The following is a 16,267-nucleotide window of genomic DNA, read 5'->3' on the forward strand; positions in this document are numbered from 1 at the left end:
CCCAAGTATACGATAAGAGAAGTACAGAAAGAAATTCGCCGCACCTTCAAATAAGAAAAAAATAAATTGAAAATATTGACGGATCTAGGAGGTTCATCTATAGTTTAAGTTAATATTGTATTCGTGACCTGTTACCGGAAGCACCCGTAATGAAGGCTTATTAGCCTTTGCTGCGGGTGCTTTTTTTGTGTGGTCTGGTACAGGCTGACGGATGACTACCAAGGAGGAGAATAATGACTGTTCTTAAACATGCTGTCCTGACGTTTCTGGCGCTGCTGCTTCTATCACTGCCCCTTGCAGGTCTAGCCGGAGCTTCCGGAACTGAGCTGACCCCTTCGATTCAGGCTGCTTTTGATTTAACTGCTGCGGTTGCCGATTCTTCAACCCTAACCAAGCTGAAGAGCCAATACAGCGAACTGTCCGCATTGTCGGCGCAATATGACAGCAGAGAGGAGCAAATCCGCAAGCTTCATGAGGACAATGCGCAGTCGCTCATAGCCGTGAAGGAGCAAATCAAGAATATTGACCAGACTACTGTGGCCCGGCTTACTGCTGCTGTTGCCAGCACCAAGAACCGCTATCAGCCGCTCTTTGACCAGTATAGTGCGCTTAATACCCGCATCTCCCTGCTCAAGGGTCTCAAGGACAAGTCCTTAAATTCTGTACTGCGTACCCAGTCTGATGCCATGAAAATCCTCGTCCAGATGGCACGTCAGGATATCCGTGACCAGGAAGCACAGCTCAAAGCCGCCAAGGAGATCCGGAGCAAAAAAATAGCGGCGGTACGCAAGACCCTGGCCGGGATCGAAAGTCCGCAGACATCGATCAAGACCCAGAAAAGTGTTGCCGCTTCACTGAATACACGCCTGACTGCAGATTGGGGCGACTTCAAATCGGCCATCCGTAAGAAGAATCCCGCTTTGACCGGCACCTCCTTGACGTTATTACTCTCCGGTCACCGTCTGATCGCTGCCAGCAAGCAAAAGATTATCGAGCTCGAACAAAAGGTCGCCGCTATAATCACAGCAGCCTCCAAGCAGATCACATCCTGATCCTATCCGGATGCCCATGAATGTGTCTTCCGCCTGCACACCGGCATATGTTAGGTAAGAGGCACTGCCAGCGGGATGAAGGAGGCTTACATCTATGCATATCTGTATGATTGCACCGGAACAGTATCCGGTGCCGGGAGATGGCTCTGTCGAAATCTGCATCTGGGCTATTGCCAGAAAACTGGCCAGCAGGCATACAGTGACCATAGTGAGCAGACAGGCTCCTGGACTCCCCGAAGCCGATGAACTGGAGCAGGTGCGCATGATTCGCCTGGCTTCAGGTACACCCGGACGTTATCTCGCTTCGGTGCTGGACTACCTTGAAGGAGAGCATTTCGATCTGATTCAGATCGACAACCGCCCCCGGTTGATGGCCGCCGTCAAACGGCATCATCCGCACACACCGGTACTCCTGTTTCTCCACTCCTTGACCTTTGTGCCTGCAGAAACCCGGATTGCCCGCAGCCTGGCCAGGGCTGATCTGATCGCGGTTAACAGCCGTTCGCTGCAGCACCGGCTCGCCCGGCGGTTTCACGGTTTAGGCGGACGTATCAAGGTGGTTCCGCTGGGTGCAGACCTGACCCGGTTCTTCCCGGCAGAGCTGCCGGAAAAGCAGCAGGCCCGCAGAGCTTACCGCCTGGCTCCGGTCTTCACCGTCCTGTTCGTCGGACGGATCATTCCCCGTAAGGGCGTGCCAACATTAATTAGAGCTATGCGCCTGCTCAATATGCGTCTGCCGGCACAACTGATTATCGCCGGTCAAGGCAAGCCGCGCTATATCCGGCAGCTTAAGGCCATGTCCCGGCGTCTGGGAGTCCGCGCCCTCTTTACCGGCAAGATCGCCCATGAAGATATTCATGGTCTGTATCAGGCGGCTGACCTCTTCGTCTGCCCCTCCCAGCGGCATGAATCCTTCGGGCTGGTCAACGTGGAGGCTATGGCTTCAGGACTGCCGGTTATCGCCTCGAACAACGGCGGGATCCGCGAGATCATCGTATCCGGCCATAACGGATATTTGGTGGACCGTTACCGCGAGGCGGCTCCGTTCGCCAAATACATGCTGCAGATAGGCCGCCAGCCCCTGCTGGCCGCCAGAATGGGACTGCAGGGGCGGAGTGACGCGCTGCAGAATTTCGGATGGCAGCATACAGCGGCAGCAATGGAGGAGCTGTACCGTGTTCTTTTGCCATATGAAGAGAAGGAATACAAAGAAAAGAATCGTATGGATCCCCAGCTACGCGACAATGTGTAACAAGGAATTTGTGATGATATTCGCAGGGATACTCCTACAGTTAATATTATACTCAGATTGTAAACGTTGCCATTATGCGAATGGATCACTAATAAGGGCACCTAGACATTGGCAACCCCCTACAACACATTATTCGCTGTAGAAAGGGTGCATCGTTATGTTAATGATCAAAGCTATAGTAAGACCCGAGAAAGCGGACGCCGTCATGGCTGAACTGCTGCTTGCCGGCTTTCCCTCCATCAGCAAGATGGATCTGCTCGGCCGGGGCAAACAAAAGGGAATTCAGGTTGGCACCAATCATTATGATCAAATCTCCAAGAAGCTGCTGATGATCGTCATTCAGGATGATGAGAAGGAAGATGTTATCAGTATTATTATGAGAACGGCAAGAAGCGGTGAGCAAGGCTCTTTCGGTGACGGCAAAATATTTGTACTGCCAGTGCAGGAAGCCTACACAATCAGCAACGGCAAAAACCAGCTATAGGCCACTTGGCCAAAGATGATAAGCACACACGCAAAAGGCAGCAATGCGTATCCGGGATCGGATCTGATCCAAGGGATACCGCTTGCTGCCTTTTTGTATTCTTCTGTTTATCCGGTTCAAATCATCTGTATAACAGTAAGCACCAGCCCTACTACAAAGCCGCATACCGCACCGTTGACCCGAATCCATTGCAGATCCTTGCCAACCTTATCCTCCAGCATATTCACCAGACTGGCGTCATCCATCTGATCCAGGTTCTCTTTGACCAGAAGCCCCAGCCGGTAATGGTTGGCTTCAACGAAGTGGATCAGGGAAGCACGAATTCGTTCCTCCCAGCCCTGAATCCATTCCTGCTCCTTGTGGATACGGCGGGTCAGCATGGCATATAGCCCAAACAGCTTGCGCCCTCCTGCAGACTTCTCTTCTTCCAGCAAGGCAAGAACCTTACCGCGGAATCCTTCAAGTTGCTGCAGCAGGAACGCCGCCGTGGTCTCACTCTGGAGTTCATTCAAACCCCAATCCTTAAGCGCAGCGATCCGCGTCTCATCATTCACCAGTTGAAAAATAGCCACACGGATTTCCTGGATGATCTGCTCACGGTAGGGACTGTCCTCTTCGCGGAAATCACGGATACCGGATTGCACCATTCCCTGCAGCATTTCTCCCAGCATCTCAGCATCCACAAATCCGACGAAAGCCTGGAAAGCCATCCCCTTAAGTCCGCCCAGCTTCACCTCGGCCAATTTCTCGCTGGCGATCTTGCCCAGCATCGCCCGCGTCTCGGGACGGGCAGTCCAGCCGGAAATGCCTTCGAGGGCATAATCCAGGGCAGCCACGTCCTTCCCGTCATTCATGAGCTTGGTGATAATAGTATCCGCTGCCGTCCCCAGTTTGGCTTCACGGATATAACCAGCAGCAGCTGACTGGATATACGGCACAGCCTGTTCGGCCGGAAGCTTCTGCACGAAGCTGCTGATCTGTTCCAGCATTTCAATTCTCGCTTTTTTCCGGGCGAACAGCCGGGTTAGAAGAGTACCGCCAAGCGACACTATGCGGATCTTGCGAAGCTTATTCTCGATACTCGCCTTGTTCAGCAGCTCATTCTCCATCGCAGAGATCAGCGACTGTATAATTTTGTCCCGGTTCTTCAGCAAAAGAGAGGTATGAGGGATCGGCAGACCCAGCGGGTGGCGGAACAGCGCGGTGACGGCGAACCAGTCCGCAATCCCCCCGACCAGGCCGGCCTCAAAGCCGCCTCTCAGCAGGACAACAGCCAAATTTTCCGGTAAAAAGAGTGTAATCAAAAAACCGCAGGCCATAACAGCCAGCGAAATAGTAGCTAAATTTCTGGATTTCATTCGGAGTTCCCCCTTGCTTCATGAATGGATGCTATCTGTAGGTCTGCCTTATATTGTACCACGGCAGAACTCTTAACTAAAAATCCTCCATTAACTCTGCAAGTAGAACGGATCTGGAATGCTATGGATGAATGAATTTCCTGAGTGGTTATGTTGAGGGGCGCACGGGAGATAACGTATATGTATAGATCGACAAGCAGAGGGCTGAAGAAAGGGGCTACCGAATTGCCACGGAGAACGCCGCACCGATTCTATACGAAACGGCCGACTTTATTACGGGGAGTCATGCGAAGTATGGGGCAGCTGAGGGCTGCGGCAGCTTTTTGGAGAGAGGTAGAGGAGAATGAAGGGAGCCTAGTGACGGCGTGCTCTATATCTGTAGATGCAGTATATTGCTCCAATGTTCACCATCAGCACAATCAAAAGAATTAGATGCTGAGTCGTTGTCAGTGCATTCAGAACTGGAATAAACATAATTATCCTCCCTACTCATCATTCATATAGGCAACTATTAGCAGACTGTTTTGTGGGTGCTGTATTGATTAAGCAGATGATCCAAAGCTACAGACTGTTCAATTACCTTGGGATGTGTCAAGAACCCGTATTTTTGATGCATCTGGTACAGCTTCTCCCTGGCACTTTCTACACGAAGCAGTGTCGTATCTTCATTGTTCTGCATAGTTCCACCTCCTCTGTGTAATATTTTAGTACAAGCTGTCAAAAAACGGAACCCGCAATGATGGAACGGAGTCCGCTCTCCCTTGGTTAGATACTAATATGTTAATATGTACGTTAGATTGCCGGAGTGTGAAAATAATATGAACCTAGGGGTGAATCTCAAGTTGAATATGGTTCCTGGGATTGCCCAGTTATATCAAAACCGCCTGCTGCGGACGGAGCTGGAATGCGAGGCTTTTGATCTGGCGCTGGAAGGCCTGGCTGGAGACACAGAGGATGCGGTGATCCATCAAATCTTCCGTGTCTTTGACGATGACACCGATCAGGAGGAGGTTATGTTCGGACTTGTCCATTTCGTGGAGAGCTACCAGATGGAGATGTACCTGACCCAGTTGCTGGAGTCGCTGCCGGACATGCTGGAGAATGCGCGCAACTGGGCCATTGTGCTGAACCAAAGAATTCTGGACGACGACATGACCCGCAGGGAGTATGCCGACATCGCCGCCGGAATGAACTCAAGGATCAAGAAATCGCTGGCGTTCCTGCTGGAGGAGATCAAAGAGGACAACCCGCGGTCTTACGAGCGTAAGGTGAATGCAGTTCTTGGACAATTGCAATGAAGCCCCCCGGGCTGGGGGACAGGATCAGCGGAGCTTGAACGTAAGGACGATTCTGGGGACATCATCATTCACCATGCGGGACAGGATGCGGATGGGTCTGCCGAATCTGACGTAATCATAGTCATCGCCTTTGGGATTCAGGAACGCGTCCGGAAGCTCTTCGGGAACCACGTAGGCATAGATTAGCCCTTTGCGCACTGCCAGTCTGACGATCGGCGATTCATCATATCCCTTGGCCCGCCACTGCTTCAGCGTCATCCGGAACACCAGCAGGGTGAGTGCCGATTCGTAGACCTTGCCTTTATATTTAAAAAGAAAATCCAGAGCGTACTCTGCATCATCCAGCCGCCGGCTTCTGCTTCTGACCACGGTGTAGCATTTCCAGCGGCGGGGGAGTCTGATGCTGAAGCCGTACTTTGGGCTCTGGTAGAGGAATGTTCTAGAGGAACCTGCAAGGAGGATGGGGCGTCTCCTTTTTATTGCCTGCTTTCTTATCCGGGCGACAGTCTTCATCACAATCACACCTTTGCAGTAATGAATTTGGGAGCGTACCTATACTAGCCAGAATATTCATAGCCCCCAAGGAGTGACACCCGTACCAGATTTTATTTTGCGCAGAACCGTTCCAATTCAACGATTACTGGGACAACATTGCAAATCTGGTGGTATAGTATAGATCGGCTAAAATTTAATTTAACCCGCAATGCTATTAACGAAGGTGAATCCAATGAACAAGCTTTTATTTCACAATATACCGCTGGGGGCTACCGGTGAACGAATTCCCCAGGCGAACATCGCCTCTGCCCGGACAAGTCGCGACATCGTAAAGCCCGGAGACCCCGATGGCGCTTACTTCCGCAGACTGGAGGAGGGCGGAATTCTGCTCAACTCCCCGCAGATCGCTGCGGTGCGGCATTACCAGGGCCCGCTGCTTACGCTAGCCGGGGCAGGCTCCGGCAAAACCTCGGTGCTGATCTGCAGAACCGGGTATTTGCTGTCCGTCCGGGGAATCTCTCCAAGCCAGCTGCTGCTGCTAACCTTCTCCAATAAAGCAGCAGCGGAAATGCGTGACCGGATCGCCCTATTGCCGGGTGTCAGCGAGAGCGACGCCGCACGCCTGCAGGCCCGCACGTTCCATTCCTTTTTCCTCTATTTCCTGCGCCGTCAGGGTCTTCAGCAGGAAATCTTCAGTGAGACACGCCGCCAGCACATTCTGCTGAAGCAGATCATGCGCGAGCTGGGGCTGCCGAAGGATGCCTATCCTCCGGAAACCCTGCTCGCGCTGCTCTCCACCTGCAAGATGAATCTGGGCGAGCCCGGCGATCTTCCAGAAACGTCAACCGCCGAGCAGGAGATGAAGGCAGTCCTCATGCTCTACGAGCAGTGGAAAACCGACAATTTCAAAATCGACTTTGATGATGTGCTGCTGATCGCCTACCGGATGCTGCAGGAGAAGCCTTCTCTTTTGCTGGAACTGCAGATGAGGTTCCTGTATGTGATGGTTGACGAGTTCCAGGATACGAATGCACTGCAGTATGAGCTTGTCAAAATGATCGCCCACCCGCAGCACAATCTGATGGTGGTCGGTGATGATGACCAGACGATCTATTCCTTCAACGGAGCGCGCAGCGAGTTCATCCTTGAATTCGAGAAGTTATATCCGGGTGCTAGGGTCATAACACTTGATATCAATTACCGCTCCGGCCCCGCGATTGTCGGCCTCGGCAACGGAATTATCCGCCACAATCGGCGGCGGAGATCCAAAACGCTGCAAGCGGCCAAGGGCAGCGGGCGACAACCCCGGTACCTGCGCCCGCAGACGGCGGACGAGGAAGCCGAGCAAATCGTGGATCATATCCTGAATGAGGTGGCCGGCGGGACCAGAGCTTACAGCGATTTCGCCCTCCTCTACCGTGCTTCCAGCAGCAACCGGGCCCTGCTTGAGCTTCTGCTCCTTCGAGATGTTCCCTACATTGATTACGGTGAAGGCCAACTGCTCTATGAGCATTGGCTGATCTCTCCGGTGCTGGATCATCTGCGGTTATCCCTGAACCGGCGAAACTTCGCTGCGATGGAGAATATTCTGCCGACCCTGTACATGAACCGGGAAAAAGGCATGAACCACATCCGCCGGATGGAAGCCATTCAGCCCAAGCAGGGACCGCTGATTCACCTGTTATCCTTGCCGGGAATGGAGGATTTCAAGGGCGTGAAGCTGAAGGAACGGCTGGAGCTGATCCGTGGCCTGGTTCAACTGACTCCATTGCAGGCAATCCGCCAGATCCGCACAGTCTTCTATGACTACTTCATTGAAGCCAATGAGCGGCATCAAGCCACGCTGCACCGGGAAATGCTCAAGGAAATGCTCGATGAGCTGGAAGCCTCGGCGGAACGGTTCGACAGCCTACAGGCATTCCTGGAGTTCATCGATCACGTGACCGAACGCAATGAGCAGAGCCGCCTGCCTGGCCTCAAAGAGCAAGGCAACCGGGTGGCGCTGATGACGATTCATAAGTCAAAAGGGCTGGAGTTCCCGGTAGTCTTCCTGATCGGGGCATCCGAAGGGATTCTCCCTCACAGCTCCGCGCTGGAGGGTGAGCGGCTGAAGGACAGGAAAACTGCAAAAACAGCTCCGATCAGCACAAGCAGCACCGTTGTTGTAGGCAATACAGCGGGACTCGACGCGCTCGAAGAGGAACGGAGACTGGCATATGTCGCCGTTACCCGTGCCCGCGAGGAACTGTTCATCAGCTCGCCTGCGCGGCACCGGGGCAAGAAAGCGGAAGTCTCCAGATTTATGCTATCCGCCTTCCGCTCTGCTGTATCGGCCGCTCCGTCCGCTCCTGCCAGGGCAACTGCCGTAAACAGCACGCCGGCAGTTGCCAGATCCTCCTCCGGGCGATCCCACGGAGGAAGAACCCATACCGTTCCCGTCTGGAATTGCACCGGCAGCAGCTGTCCGGGCTGGACTCGGATGAAGGCAGGCGGTGCTGAGGATCACCTATCCTCCAAGCCATGCCCGCTGTGCAGCTCTCCGATGGAGAAGAGCAGCCGGGAAGTCCCTGTGTAACAGAACGCAAAACGCCAGCAGCGCCTGTATCCGGCGCTGCTGGCGTTTTGGGTTGGGTAAATGGCAAAAGCCCCTTCCGACTCGGAATAATGAAAACGGTTATCCATGATGGATAACCGTCAGTTTCTTACAAGTCTGTGCTGGCTATATTCTCCTACCTAAATCTCTATCGGCTTCTATTTGAAGCTCTATCGTTTTGAAGCTCTATCGTTTTAGGTCCCATGTATTTCTGTGCGGTCCTTAGAATCGTTCTGTAATTTCCGAGTATTTCCAATAATGTAATTGAAAAAACATTATTTAAGTGAGTATCTTCGCAGTTAGATACTTCTTCAAAATATTTAAAAATGCTTTCTAACAAATTGATGTTTTTTTCCTCGCTTAATAGTTTAATTATTTCAGGCATGAAGATGTCCTCAATTATGACAGTTTCTAGCACCTCACCGTGAAACGCGATTGATTTTCTATACGCATCATCAGTTGATGGTAAGAATTCTAACATTTTTCTCAAGAATTCTTCCGATTTTTTAGTCATAAACGCTGACTCCTCTAGTTAAGCATTCTATTGCTTTCTCTAAATCATCTCTTAAGCATCGAGTATATCTTAGTCATTAAGACCAAGTTCCCGGATTTCGCTGGGTCATTTAACTGCTTTACCCGGTCTATAAAGTTCATTTACTATTTTTCTTGAATCTCCATGTTCTTTTAATCTCAACAGGTCCGTTCCTTTCAAAAAAGAAGACAAGAAAAAACCACAAGGAGCTATTACACCCGCATGTGGCTAATGATGCTACGTTTTAAAAGGAAGATGTGGACACTTTGTACAGCACTGATCTGCTTCTTCTTTATTTATTCCAAATTCAGGAAGTATGTTGAAATTGGCTATTTTTTTTCTTTCATAATTAATATCCATGCAAAGACCTAGTTCAATAACCTCGCTCAATAAAGGACAATAGTAATCCTCTTCCATATTTACTTCACCACCTTCAATAAAGCTTTAATAGCTTCTACCCATGTGATCAAACTCGTATATTACTTATTATTTCTCAACTATACTATCTAACAACTTATTTCCTTTCCTTATATCCCCAGTTATATTCACAAAACTTATTTCCATTTCTGAATGGTCGCCTAGAGCATGTGGAACTGAAATGCTTACTCCAATTGAATCTTGGGTGATATAGCTAAATGTGCCTGATTCATTTATCTGACTTACTTCATCTGATTGTTTAAAATAATTAAGTAAATCTTGAGCATCATATCCATTCCAGATATCTTCTATAACTCCTTCCTCTTGCAAATTTAAATCTTCATCATAACTTTTATAGTTACCCTGTGTATCATTAGCTAAATTAACTAACTGTGGATACATTATGTTAATCATGTTTTAGAATACTTGCTACTTTCAACTTCGTAACTTCCCCCTATACTTGATTCTCTACTATTTTTCGCTTTATCAGAGTTTAGCTCAGCTTTCGCACTACAAGAAATTAATATTAATAAAATTGGTATTATAATTATTAACCGTTGCTTCACATCTCTTCATCTCCATTCCAAATAATGAGTCTCTCTCTAACGTATAACCTCCTTAGTAAGATGGCGTTCTTTGTAGAGATCTTTGTCCTATTTACGTTGTTTCCGACGATTCTTCTTACTCGGAATCACCGAAGTCGTAGCTTGCTTATGTAAGAGACGAAGAATCCGGTTAATGTCATACGCTCGATCGGCGAGCACCTGTTTCTTCGTTAAGTCCATCTGCTGCTCCAGTATCTCGTAGCCGGTTACTGCATCATGCACTAACCTCCTCGAGTGGCCAGCTTTTTATTCTTGCTTAAGTTTTCAATGTAAAAAAAACACAAGCAATCATAAGTCGCCTGTGGCTTGGTATGTGTTTATCTAGACAGTTTGTTCTTGTCGTCCATGCTTCCACACTTCCATTGTCTATCAAGAATATAGAGTTATCGATTAAAGGCTCAAGTTCCAATCCGGATGTTTGGACTTGATTAACCTTATTGCCTCAAAAAAGGCTTCAGGACGCAATTTTTTTAGTGAATCGTTGTCAATAATTCCACGCCGCATAAAAATCTCAGCCAGTGATTCACCGCAAGAAGAACAGACCATTTCTTCGGTGGACGGATCAGAAGCCACCTGTACTAAAATCCTTACGACATCTTCACCGTCGAATTTACCAAGATCCATGGCAGCATCATCACGTTCAGCCTCGCTTGCGGACTTGTCAGTAAGGACTTGCAGTAATAGTTCCTTGGTCGCCATTTAGTCACCTCATTGTTCAATTAGTCGTTGAAAAGTTATGTTTATTGTTGTAAAACCCACCTGAGTTTATTTCCATTCCAATTGAGTTATCAAATCTGACCAATAAATCATTTCAACCTCGGTTACCTCGTTCTCAACTTCTTTCTTATAGATAAAATACTCTGGCTCTCCATTGTGACTATTCACTACTCTGAAGTCATACCAATCGTTCTCATAGATATTATTTAGTACTTATGGAAACCTTATTATTGATTCATAAAAGTTACTATTTCTCCGTTAATCGTTGCTTGTATCGTTGATGGGTTATCACTAATGAAAGGTGGAAGAGCAGAATGGATTTTATCAAAATCCGCCTTTGCAAATGCTTCTTCATCAAAACCAACTTCCACTGATGTAAAAGAGTACCAATCCTCACCTAAAAATTTTTGCCAATCACTGTTATACTTGTCTTTTGTAAATTTGAGTTCAGCACCATCTTGAATCATCACAACGTTATCTATTTTATACTTAGGACTATAAATAAGAATAGGGATTTGTATTTTATCCCCATCAGGGTAGCGAAAACCATATTCCTCCAGCCCAAGACCTACTCCATCAACACCTGCAACGAAATCTATTTCTTTGGAAAATGGATATATCCAGCCATTATATTCAAAAAAAGGTTCAGCTTGTTTGGTTGGTGGGAGAATTAATGAGTCGTTACATGTTTGCGTAAACTCCGCTAATTCGTTAGTCCATGTTTCTCGATTAACTTCAACTGTTTTATTGGCAATATCCGTAGACGGTTCTACCCTTTTACCATCGATTTCACTGACGTATACCATTGGCTCATAGTACTTCGTTACCTCATTTTCGGGAAAACCAACACCACCATGCAATACACCCGTTCGTTTAGAGTGAATGGGGGCGAACAACAGAGTGTTAGGGTACTTTTCGTTACGTGTCACAAATATGGGGTTGTCCTTCATATAAACAGATCGCTGCGAATCAGTTGTTGTAATGGAATGTTTCGTCATAATAAAGCTAAGTAAGGGAAATATACGTTTTCCCGATTTGCAATCAACTTTTCCTTCTTGTTCTGAAAACTGCCCCATTTTTCCGAGTGCAATTTGACAAGCATTCATACTGTCTCCCTGCTGAATCGGGGGACTCTGAGTATTCTGATGGTTCGAAGATATCAGTCCACCTTTACATCCAGTTAACAATAAAATAAAAAATATATTTAACCACTTCATTCTATTCATCTGTGGTAACCCCACCTTTGGAAATGCATTTAATTACTATAGCTTATCACTTTGCTAGTAGATTGGGATGCTCTTAGTTCAGAGCATCCCGTAAATTCTAGCTTAACTTCATCCATTACAATCAATAGAAATTATATAAATTCAATTGCTTTTAGAAGTATAAACACACCTGGCTGTTTGTCTACTAAATCCGGATGTCCACTTGGATCCGTATACCTAAGTGGATTGTTACTAACATACGTATACAAATTCAAGCTCAGCGGATTTGTTATCTGCCCCTCATAGTCCAGGCAACGCAACTGTAGCTGAACCACTAGTTGTGACTCTTAAAAAGAAAAAACCACATGGAGTTGTTACACTCGCATGTGGCTCAGGATTTGTCATAGTAAAATCTGGGATAGCTTTTTTTAAATCGAATATATACTATGTTTTGATAACTGGACTAATACATTACTCTCTACAACTTTATTTTATTTTTCACACTTAACAAAAGCCGACGTTGTCCAAACTCCTCTTTAATCTTCTATTACTCTTGCATGGTACCAGTGAGCTGATATCTTCTTTAACTTAAAGTGCCTTTTTATATCTGGCTTATTCACATATTTAGGTTTATGTCCGTCTCTTCTGTATACCAATGAATATCGACCATTTTCGATTTCAAATTCAACTTGGTTTTCATAAACTCTAATTACAGATAAATATGCCATATCTCCATGATGAAAAGCTTTTGCCACAATTTTCTCCAAAGATTTTTTCTCTTTTTGGCTCATCGTTACTTCAACGATATCTTCACTGTTGATATTTTCATAGCTTAAATCTACTGTTCCATCAGAATACAAATATATAAGAGCGCTTCATTTGACCCTTGTTGTACTCACGATAAGCCAAGTCCGCTATAGCCTGGAAATCGCTTTTATAGGTATCAAAATCTATTACTTTGTACTCCCAAGTAGACCACAGAAGAGTCCCTAGTAAAAGTTTACAACCTCCAAATAATACACTAAATGAAATGATGGCTATCAATACCGATTTAATTAACGATTTAACTTTTCTTGTTTTTATTAATTTCATTCATTCGATTAATCCTTTCAAAACTGTGTGACCTAATTTACAATTTACCTCATACCATAAAAGGGGTCTCCAACATGTCCATCTAATTCATTAATGATTTCTGTTATTATATGTCGAACTTCTCCACTCAAATCTCCTGCTAATGAAGCTTTAATAGTTTCATACAACCTTAATAAACCTAACCTTCCAACAATCAATGTTGCATATTCCGTGATTTCTTCTGAATTAAAGTCAACAATGCTGATTAGCCAATCTTCTATTTCACACTTAATTTCTTCATTTAGTAATTCATTAGTATGCCATTGTCTGTCTGCTAATTCTAACAAAGATTCTAAGGCATCTTCCAAGTCATATTTAGAGTCTCTAACATTACTTAGAAAACTACTAAATAAATTTTCCAACTCATCAACAGACATATAATCAGGCAACGATTTATAACGTATAGATTACTACCGACAAAAGAAAACCACACATAGTCATTAACTACATGTGGTCGATTCAGTACCATTAAAATACATGGGTATTCCATGGGTCAGATAAGTTGTTTGCTGGTTGAAGGATGGAATACGGCATGGTAGATTATTAATCAGTCGCCAAGTTACCCTTGATTTCATCAGCTAATTCAAGTACTTTTCTCCATTCAGGTGCAGTTCTAACAGAATTAACATTCCATGTATCACTCTTCTGTAACTCTAAAACTAAGTTTCTCAATATAGAACTTTTGTACATCACTTCATCACTAATGAACTCAGCATCATTCAATCTTTCCAAGGTCTCAACGTGTAAAAATGATGTAACCCCTGTATCAAATTCTTCAAAAATGTTATAACCGATTATCACATCATCCTCTTGTAACAAGTAAGTTCCGCACTTATTAATCGTATCTTCATATAGCTCCATAAGTTTTTTTATTGAGATTTTCTCCATTTAACAAATCACCCTTAATAATGAATAATCGTAGCTTTATCGCCAGGTAACGGTTTATAATCAGATCCTACCACTTTGACTTTACCAGTTTGTCCACTTGAAAATCCATAATAAGACCCGTCATGCACCCCTCCACCTGGATGATAGAACACGGACTTATCTCCATTTGTAAATTTCCATCCAGTACCTGCAGAGCCGTACGTACCTCTCGTCCAACCGTCTCCAAGAGCCCTTCCAATTTCATTAGCTGATTTTCCCCATAAAGCTTTGGGATTACTTAAAATATCATTGTAAGATTTTAATTCTGTTACCCATGTTACATTTCTGTTTCCATATTTACTCTTGTAGTACTCATTCCATTCAGCACCTGTGCGAGGAATCTGTGCAGAGTTACCCGTCCCCTTCGGAACAACCGCATCCGTCACCGTAGGGCTTTTTGTCTTAACGGTACTTACATGAGTGGCCCCATCCATTGCCATAGCTAAAATATACACTTGCAAATTTGCATCAAAAAATTCACGGATTAACTCTTCTCTTGCCCAGCTTGCATTTCCAGCACTGTTCTTGTACGTACTTGTTCCTGTCAATAAACCAAACAAGTAATTGTACCGGTTAGTATTCAAAATAGATGCAAAGCCGTATCGTTCCCATATTTTATCATGATATGCCTTATACAGGTCGCTTCCTTTATTCAGTTTATGCGCTATTGCATCATTCAGTAAGTACCTAAGTTCGTTTACATCATAAGGCTCCCATGCCTTGTTCCCGCTAGGGTCCGTATACCTCAAAGGATTATTCTGCACATACGTATACAAATTCAAGCTCAGCGGATTTGTTATCTGCCCCTCATAAGTATCCTCATTTATAAACCGCCCCACACTCGAGTCAAAATCCCGCGCCTGCGCATGGGAGTAGCCGCTGTAGTAATCATAGCCCAGGCTAGTGTAGCCGAACAGGTTGTCCGGGCCGGACCAGTTCAGGTCGAATTTCTTAGGTTTCTCGGTCTCTCCGAATTCGTCGTAGCGGTACCTTGCCGGCTGCCTACGTTTGCAATAAGTTGTTGAAAAAAAAGCTGATTTTCATATGGAAACCATATAAAATCAGCTATAACAAAAATCCCTATTCAACTATATACTAATTATTTGTCCCGAGTTTCCAATAATTCCCTCCTCCAAATAATTAGCAGGAACTGGGTCCAGTTTACCACCAATCATTGTGGATTTTATCATTCTTTGGTTTGCCAAATCATAGACTGTCACTAAAATACCGTCGAAGAAAACTCCGGATCTCATTGCATCCTCACTCCAACGAATTTCGATAGCTTTAGTATCCAGTTCGAGACGGCCAGAATAACCGAATAATACATCACTATACAACTGTACCAAGGTGATCTCATTCTCAACCGAAGATAATGCAGTTACAATTTTCGAACTGGTGTCTTCGACCTCTATGGCCCATTTCTGATCAGGAGACATTTCCATCTTGAGTATTCGACCGGGCACAATGGATGTATTCAAATCCACTCTCATATTTGACATCATAATATTCATCAAAATTTCCAAAGCATTAATAGCCTTTCCATTCACTAAAAGCTCACTGTTCTCTATCCTTATTCTTAGCGAGTCGGAGACTTGCACATCTCCACTCAAGAAATAACCTTTTGGTCCAAAGACTTTTTGAATCAAATAAACTAACCATTCCAATATATTTACCGTTTGTTCGCTGTAGGTCCATATCATTTGCTTACGATCTTTGGTCGGTTTCCAATGCAACCAGAGATCCGGTTGGCAGCTTGGCGGAGTATTATAATCAACAATAGAGGGATCAATGCTCTGTCCAGAATCCGAAAAATCCAGTGGATTATAATAAAATTCTCCATCAATCCCCACATCCTTACCTGGAACCATTGTAGAGAGTATCGTAACATCTCTTTTCATTCTTCTTGTTCTTGCAAGACCGTCCACTAAATAATAGGTCTCTTCATCTAATTGACGGTCAAAGTTTATGACTAGCTGCATAATTCACACTCCAATCTACTGTTAAGGAATTACTGCGTTTTCCGGGATAGTCCACCATAATGGCGGTAATAAGGACGGAACGAATCGAATAACTCTATAAGTTACATAAGCACCACCGGTAATTGTTCCCGCCTTTAGTAAATTGTTGAGTCTGTAAAATATATTGTGTAAACTCTCAAACCCATTAAAATGGAAGTAAGAGAAAGGTTGGGGAGAGCACAT

19 protein-coding genes are annotated in these 16,267 nt (G+C 45.6%); 5 read left to right on the forward strand and 14 right to left on the reverse strand.

Translation table 11 applies throughout. From position 1 onward, the window contains the following. The first annotated feature begins 233 nt into the window (after positions 1-233). From AC0MA3_RS21565 to AC0MA3_RS21575, 3 genes are all read left to right on the forward strand, one after another. Complete coding sequence (locus AC0MA3_RS21565) at positions 234-1,052, forward strand: hypothetical protein (protein WP_474657706.1); 819 nt, start codon at positions 234-236, stop codon at positions 1,050-1,052. Positions 1,053-1,146: 94 nt separating this feature from the next. Further along, positions 1,147-2,304 (forward strand): glycosyltransferase family 4 protein, encoded by a 1,158-nt coding sequence (locus tag AC0MA3_RS21570; protein ID WP_474657707.1) that lies wholly within the window; start codon positions 1,147-1,149, stop codon positions 2,302-2,304. A gap of 157 nt (positions 2,305-2,461) precedes the next feature. Then, positions 2,462-2,788: a P-II family nitrogen regulator gene (locus AC0MA3_RS21575; RefSeq protein WP_474657708.1), complete on the forward strand. Its 327-nt coding sequence runs from the start codon at positions 2,462-2,464 to the stop codon at positions 2,786-2,788. Positions 2,789-2,904: 116 nt separating this feature from the next. On the opposite strand, the gene AC0MA3_RS21580 is transcribed toward AC0MA3_RS21575, so the two are convergent. Beyond that, complete coding sequence (locus AC0MA3_RS21580) at positions 2,905-4,146, reverse strand: DUF445 domain-containing protein (RefSeq protein WP_474657709.1); 1,242 nt, start codon at positions 4,144-4,146, stop codon at positions 2,905-2,907. Positions 4,147-4,657: 511 nt separating this feature from the next. Continuing rightward, positions 4,658-4,825 carry an aspartyl-phosphate phosphatase Spo0E family protein gene (locus AC0MA3_RS21585; protein ID WP_474657710.1) on the reverse strand — a complete coding sequence of 56 codons (168 nt, stop codon included), beginning with the start codon at positions 4,823-4,825 and terminating at the stop codon, positions 4,658-4,660. Positions 4,826-4,994: 169 nt separating this feature from the next. Here AC0MA3_RS21585 and AC0MA3_RS21590 point away from each other — a divergent pair, with 169 nt between their 5' ends. Further along, the gene (locus AC0MA3_RS21590; RefSeq protein WP_474657727.1) at positions 4,995-5,444 is read left to right on the forward strand and encodes an Imm30 family immunity protein; all 450 of its coding nucleotides are present in this window, start codon (positions 4,995-4,997) and stop codon (positions 5,442-5,444) included. Positions 5,445-5,468: 24 nt separating this feature from the next. On the opposite strand, the gene AC0MA3_RS21595 is transcribed toward AC0MA3_RS21590, so the two are convergent. Then, the gene (locus AC0MA3_RS21595; RefSeq protein ID WP_474657711.1) at positions 5,469-5,813 is read right to left on the reverse strand and encodes a hypothetical protein; all 345 of its coding nucleotides are present in this window, start codon (positions 5,811-5,813) and stop codon (positions 5,469-5,471) included. Between the two features lie 358 nt (positions 5,814-6,171). Between AC0MA3_RS21595 and AC0MA3_RS21600 the strand changes: the two genes are divergently transcribed. Continuing rightward, a complete protein-coding gene (locus AC0MA3_RS21600) occupies positions 6,172-8,514 on the forward strand; it encodes a UvrD-helicase domain-containing protein (RefSeq protein ID WP_474657712.1) in 2,343 nt (780 codons plus the stop codon). Positions 8,515-8,680: 166 nt separating this feature from the next. On the opposite strand, the gene AC0MA3_RS21605 is transcribed toward AC0MA3_RS21600, so the two are convergent. The 11 genes from AC0MA3_RS21605 to AC0MA3_RS21655 all read right to left on the reverse strand — a co-directional run bounded on the left by AC0MA3_RS21605 (position 8,681) and on the right by AC0MA3_RS21655 (position 16,267). After that, complete coding sequence (locus tag AC0MA3_RS21605) at positions 8,681-9,046, reverse strand: DUF7674 family protein (RefSeq protein ID WP_474657713.1); 366 nt, start codon at positions 9,044-9,046, stop codon at positions 8,681-8,683. A gap of 255 nt (positions 9,047-9,301) precedes the next feature. Beyond that, a complete protein-coding gene (locus tag AC0MA3_RS21610; RefSeq protein ID WP_474657714.1) occupies positions 9,302-9,481 on the reverse strand; it encodes a hypothetical protein in 180 nt (59 codons plus the stop codon). A gap of 69 nt (positions 9,482-9,550) precedes the next feature. Continuing rightward, on the reverse strand, positions 9,551-9,895 hold the full coding sequence (locus tag AC0MA3_RS21615; RefSeq protein ID WP_474657715.1) for a hypothetical protein: 345 nt from the start codon (positions 9,893-9,895) through the stop codon (positions 9,551-9,553). Positions 9,896-10,476: 581 nt separating this feature from the next. Then, positions 10,477-10,785 carry a hypothetical protein gene (locus AC0MA3_RS21620; protein WP_474657716.1) on the reverse strand — a complete coding sequence of 103 codons (309 nt, stop codon included), beginning with the start codon at positions 10,783-10,785 and terminating at the stop codon, positions 10,477-10,479. Positions 10,786-11,030: 245 nt separating this feature from the next. After that, positions 11,031-12,029: a hypothetical protein gene (locus AC0MA3_RS21625; protein ID WP_474657717.1), complete on the reverse strand. Its 999-nt coding sequence runs from the start codon at positions 12,027-12,029 to the stop codon at positions 11,031-11,033. A gap of 515 nt (positions 12,030-12,544) precedes the next feature. Then, on the reverse strand, positions 12,545-12,868 hold the full coding sequence (locus AC0MA3_RS21630; RefSeq protein ID WP_474657718.1) for a hypothetical protein: 324 nt from the start codon (positions 12,866-12,868) through the stop codon (positions 12,545-12,547). A gap of 276 nt (positions 12,869-13,144) precedes the next feature. After that, entirely contained in the window at positions 13,145-13,516 is a 372-nt protein-coding gene (locus tag AC0MA3_RS21635; RefSeq protein ID WP_474657719.1) for a hypothetical protein, read from the reverse strand. A 166-nt stretch (positions 13,517-13,682) separates the two neighbouring features. Next, positions 13,683-14,027 carry a hypothetical protein gene (locus AC0MA3_RS21640; RefSeq protein WP_474657720.1) on the reverse strand — a complete coding sequence of 115 codons (345 nt, stop codon included), beginning with the start codon at positions 14,025-14,027 and terminating at the stop codon, positions 13,683-13,685. A gap of 14 nt (positions 14,028-14,041) precedes the next feature. After that, positions 14,042-15,007 carry an RHS repeat-associated core domain-containing protein gene (locus AC0MA3_RS21645; protein WP_474657728.1) on the reverse strand — a complete coding sequence of 322 codons (966 nt, stop codon included), beginning with the start codon at positions 15,005-15,007 and terminating at the stop codon, positions 14,042-14,044. Positions 15,008-15,154: 147 nt separating this feature from the next. Further along, on the reverse strand, positions 15,155-16,045 hold the full coding sequence (locus AC0MA3_RS21650) for a hypothetical protein (RefSeq protein WP_474657721.1): 891 nt from the start codon (positions 16,043-16,045) through the stop codon (positions 15,155-15,157). A gap of 21 nt (positions 16,046-16,066) precedes the next feature. Beyond that, positions 16,067-16,267, reverse strand: coding sequence for a hypothetical protein (locus AC0MA3_RS21655; RefSeq protein WP_474657722.1), 201 nt, complete (start codon positions 16,265-16,267; stop codon positions 16,067-16,069).

The sequence above is a fragment of the Paenibacillus sp. LS-5 genome (genome assembly GCF_056121505.1).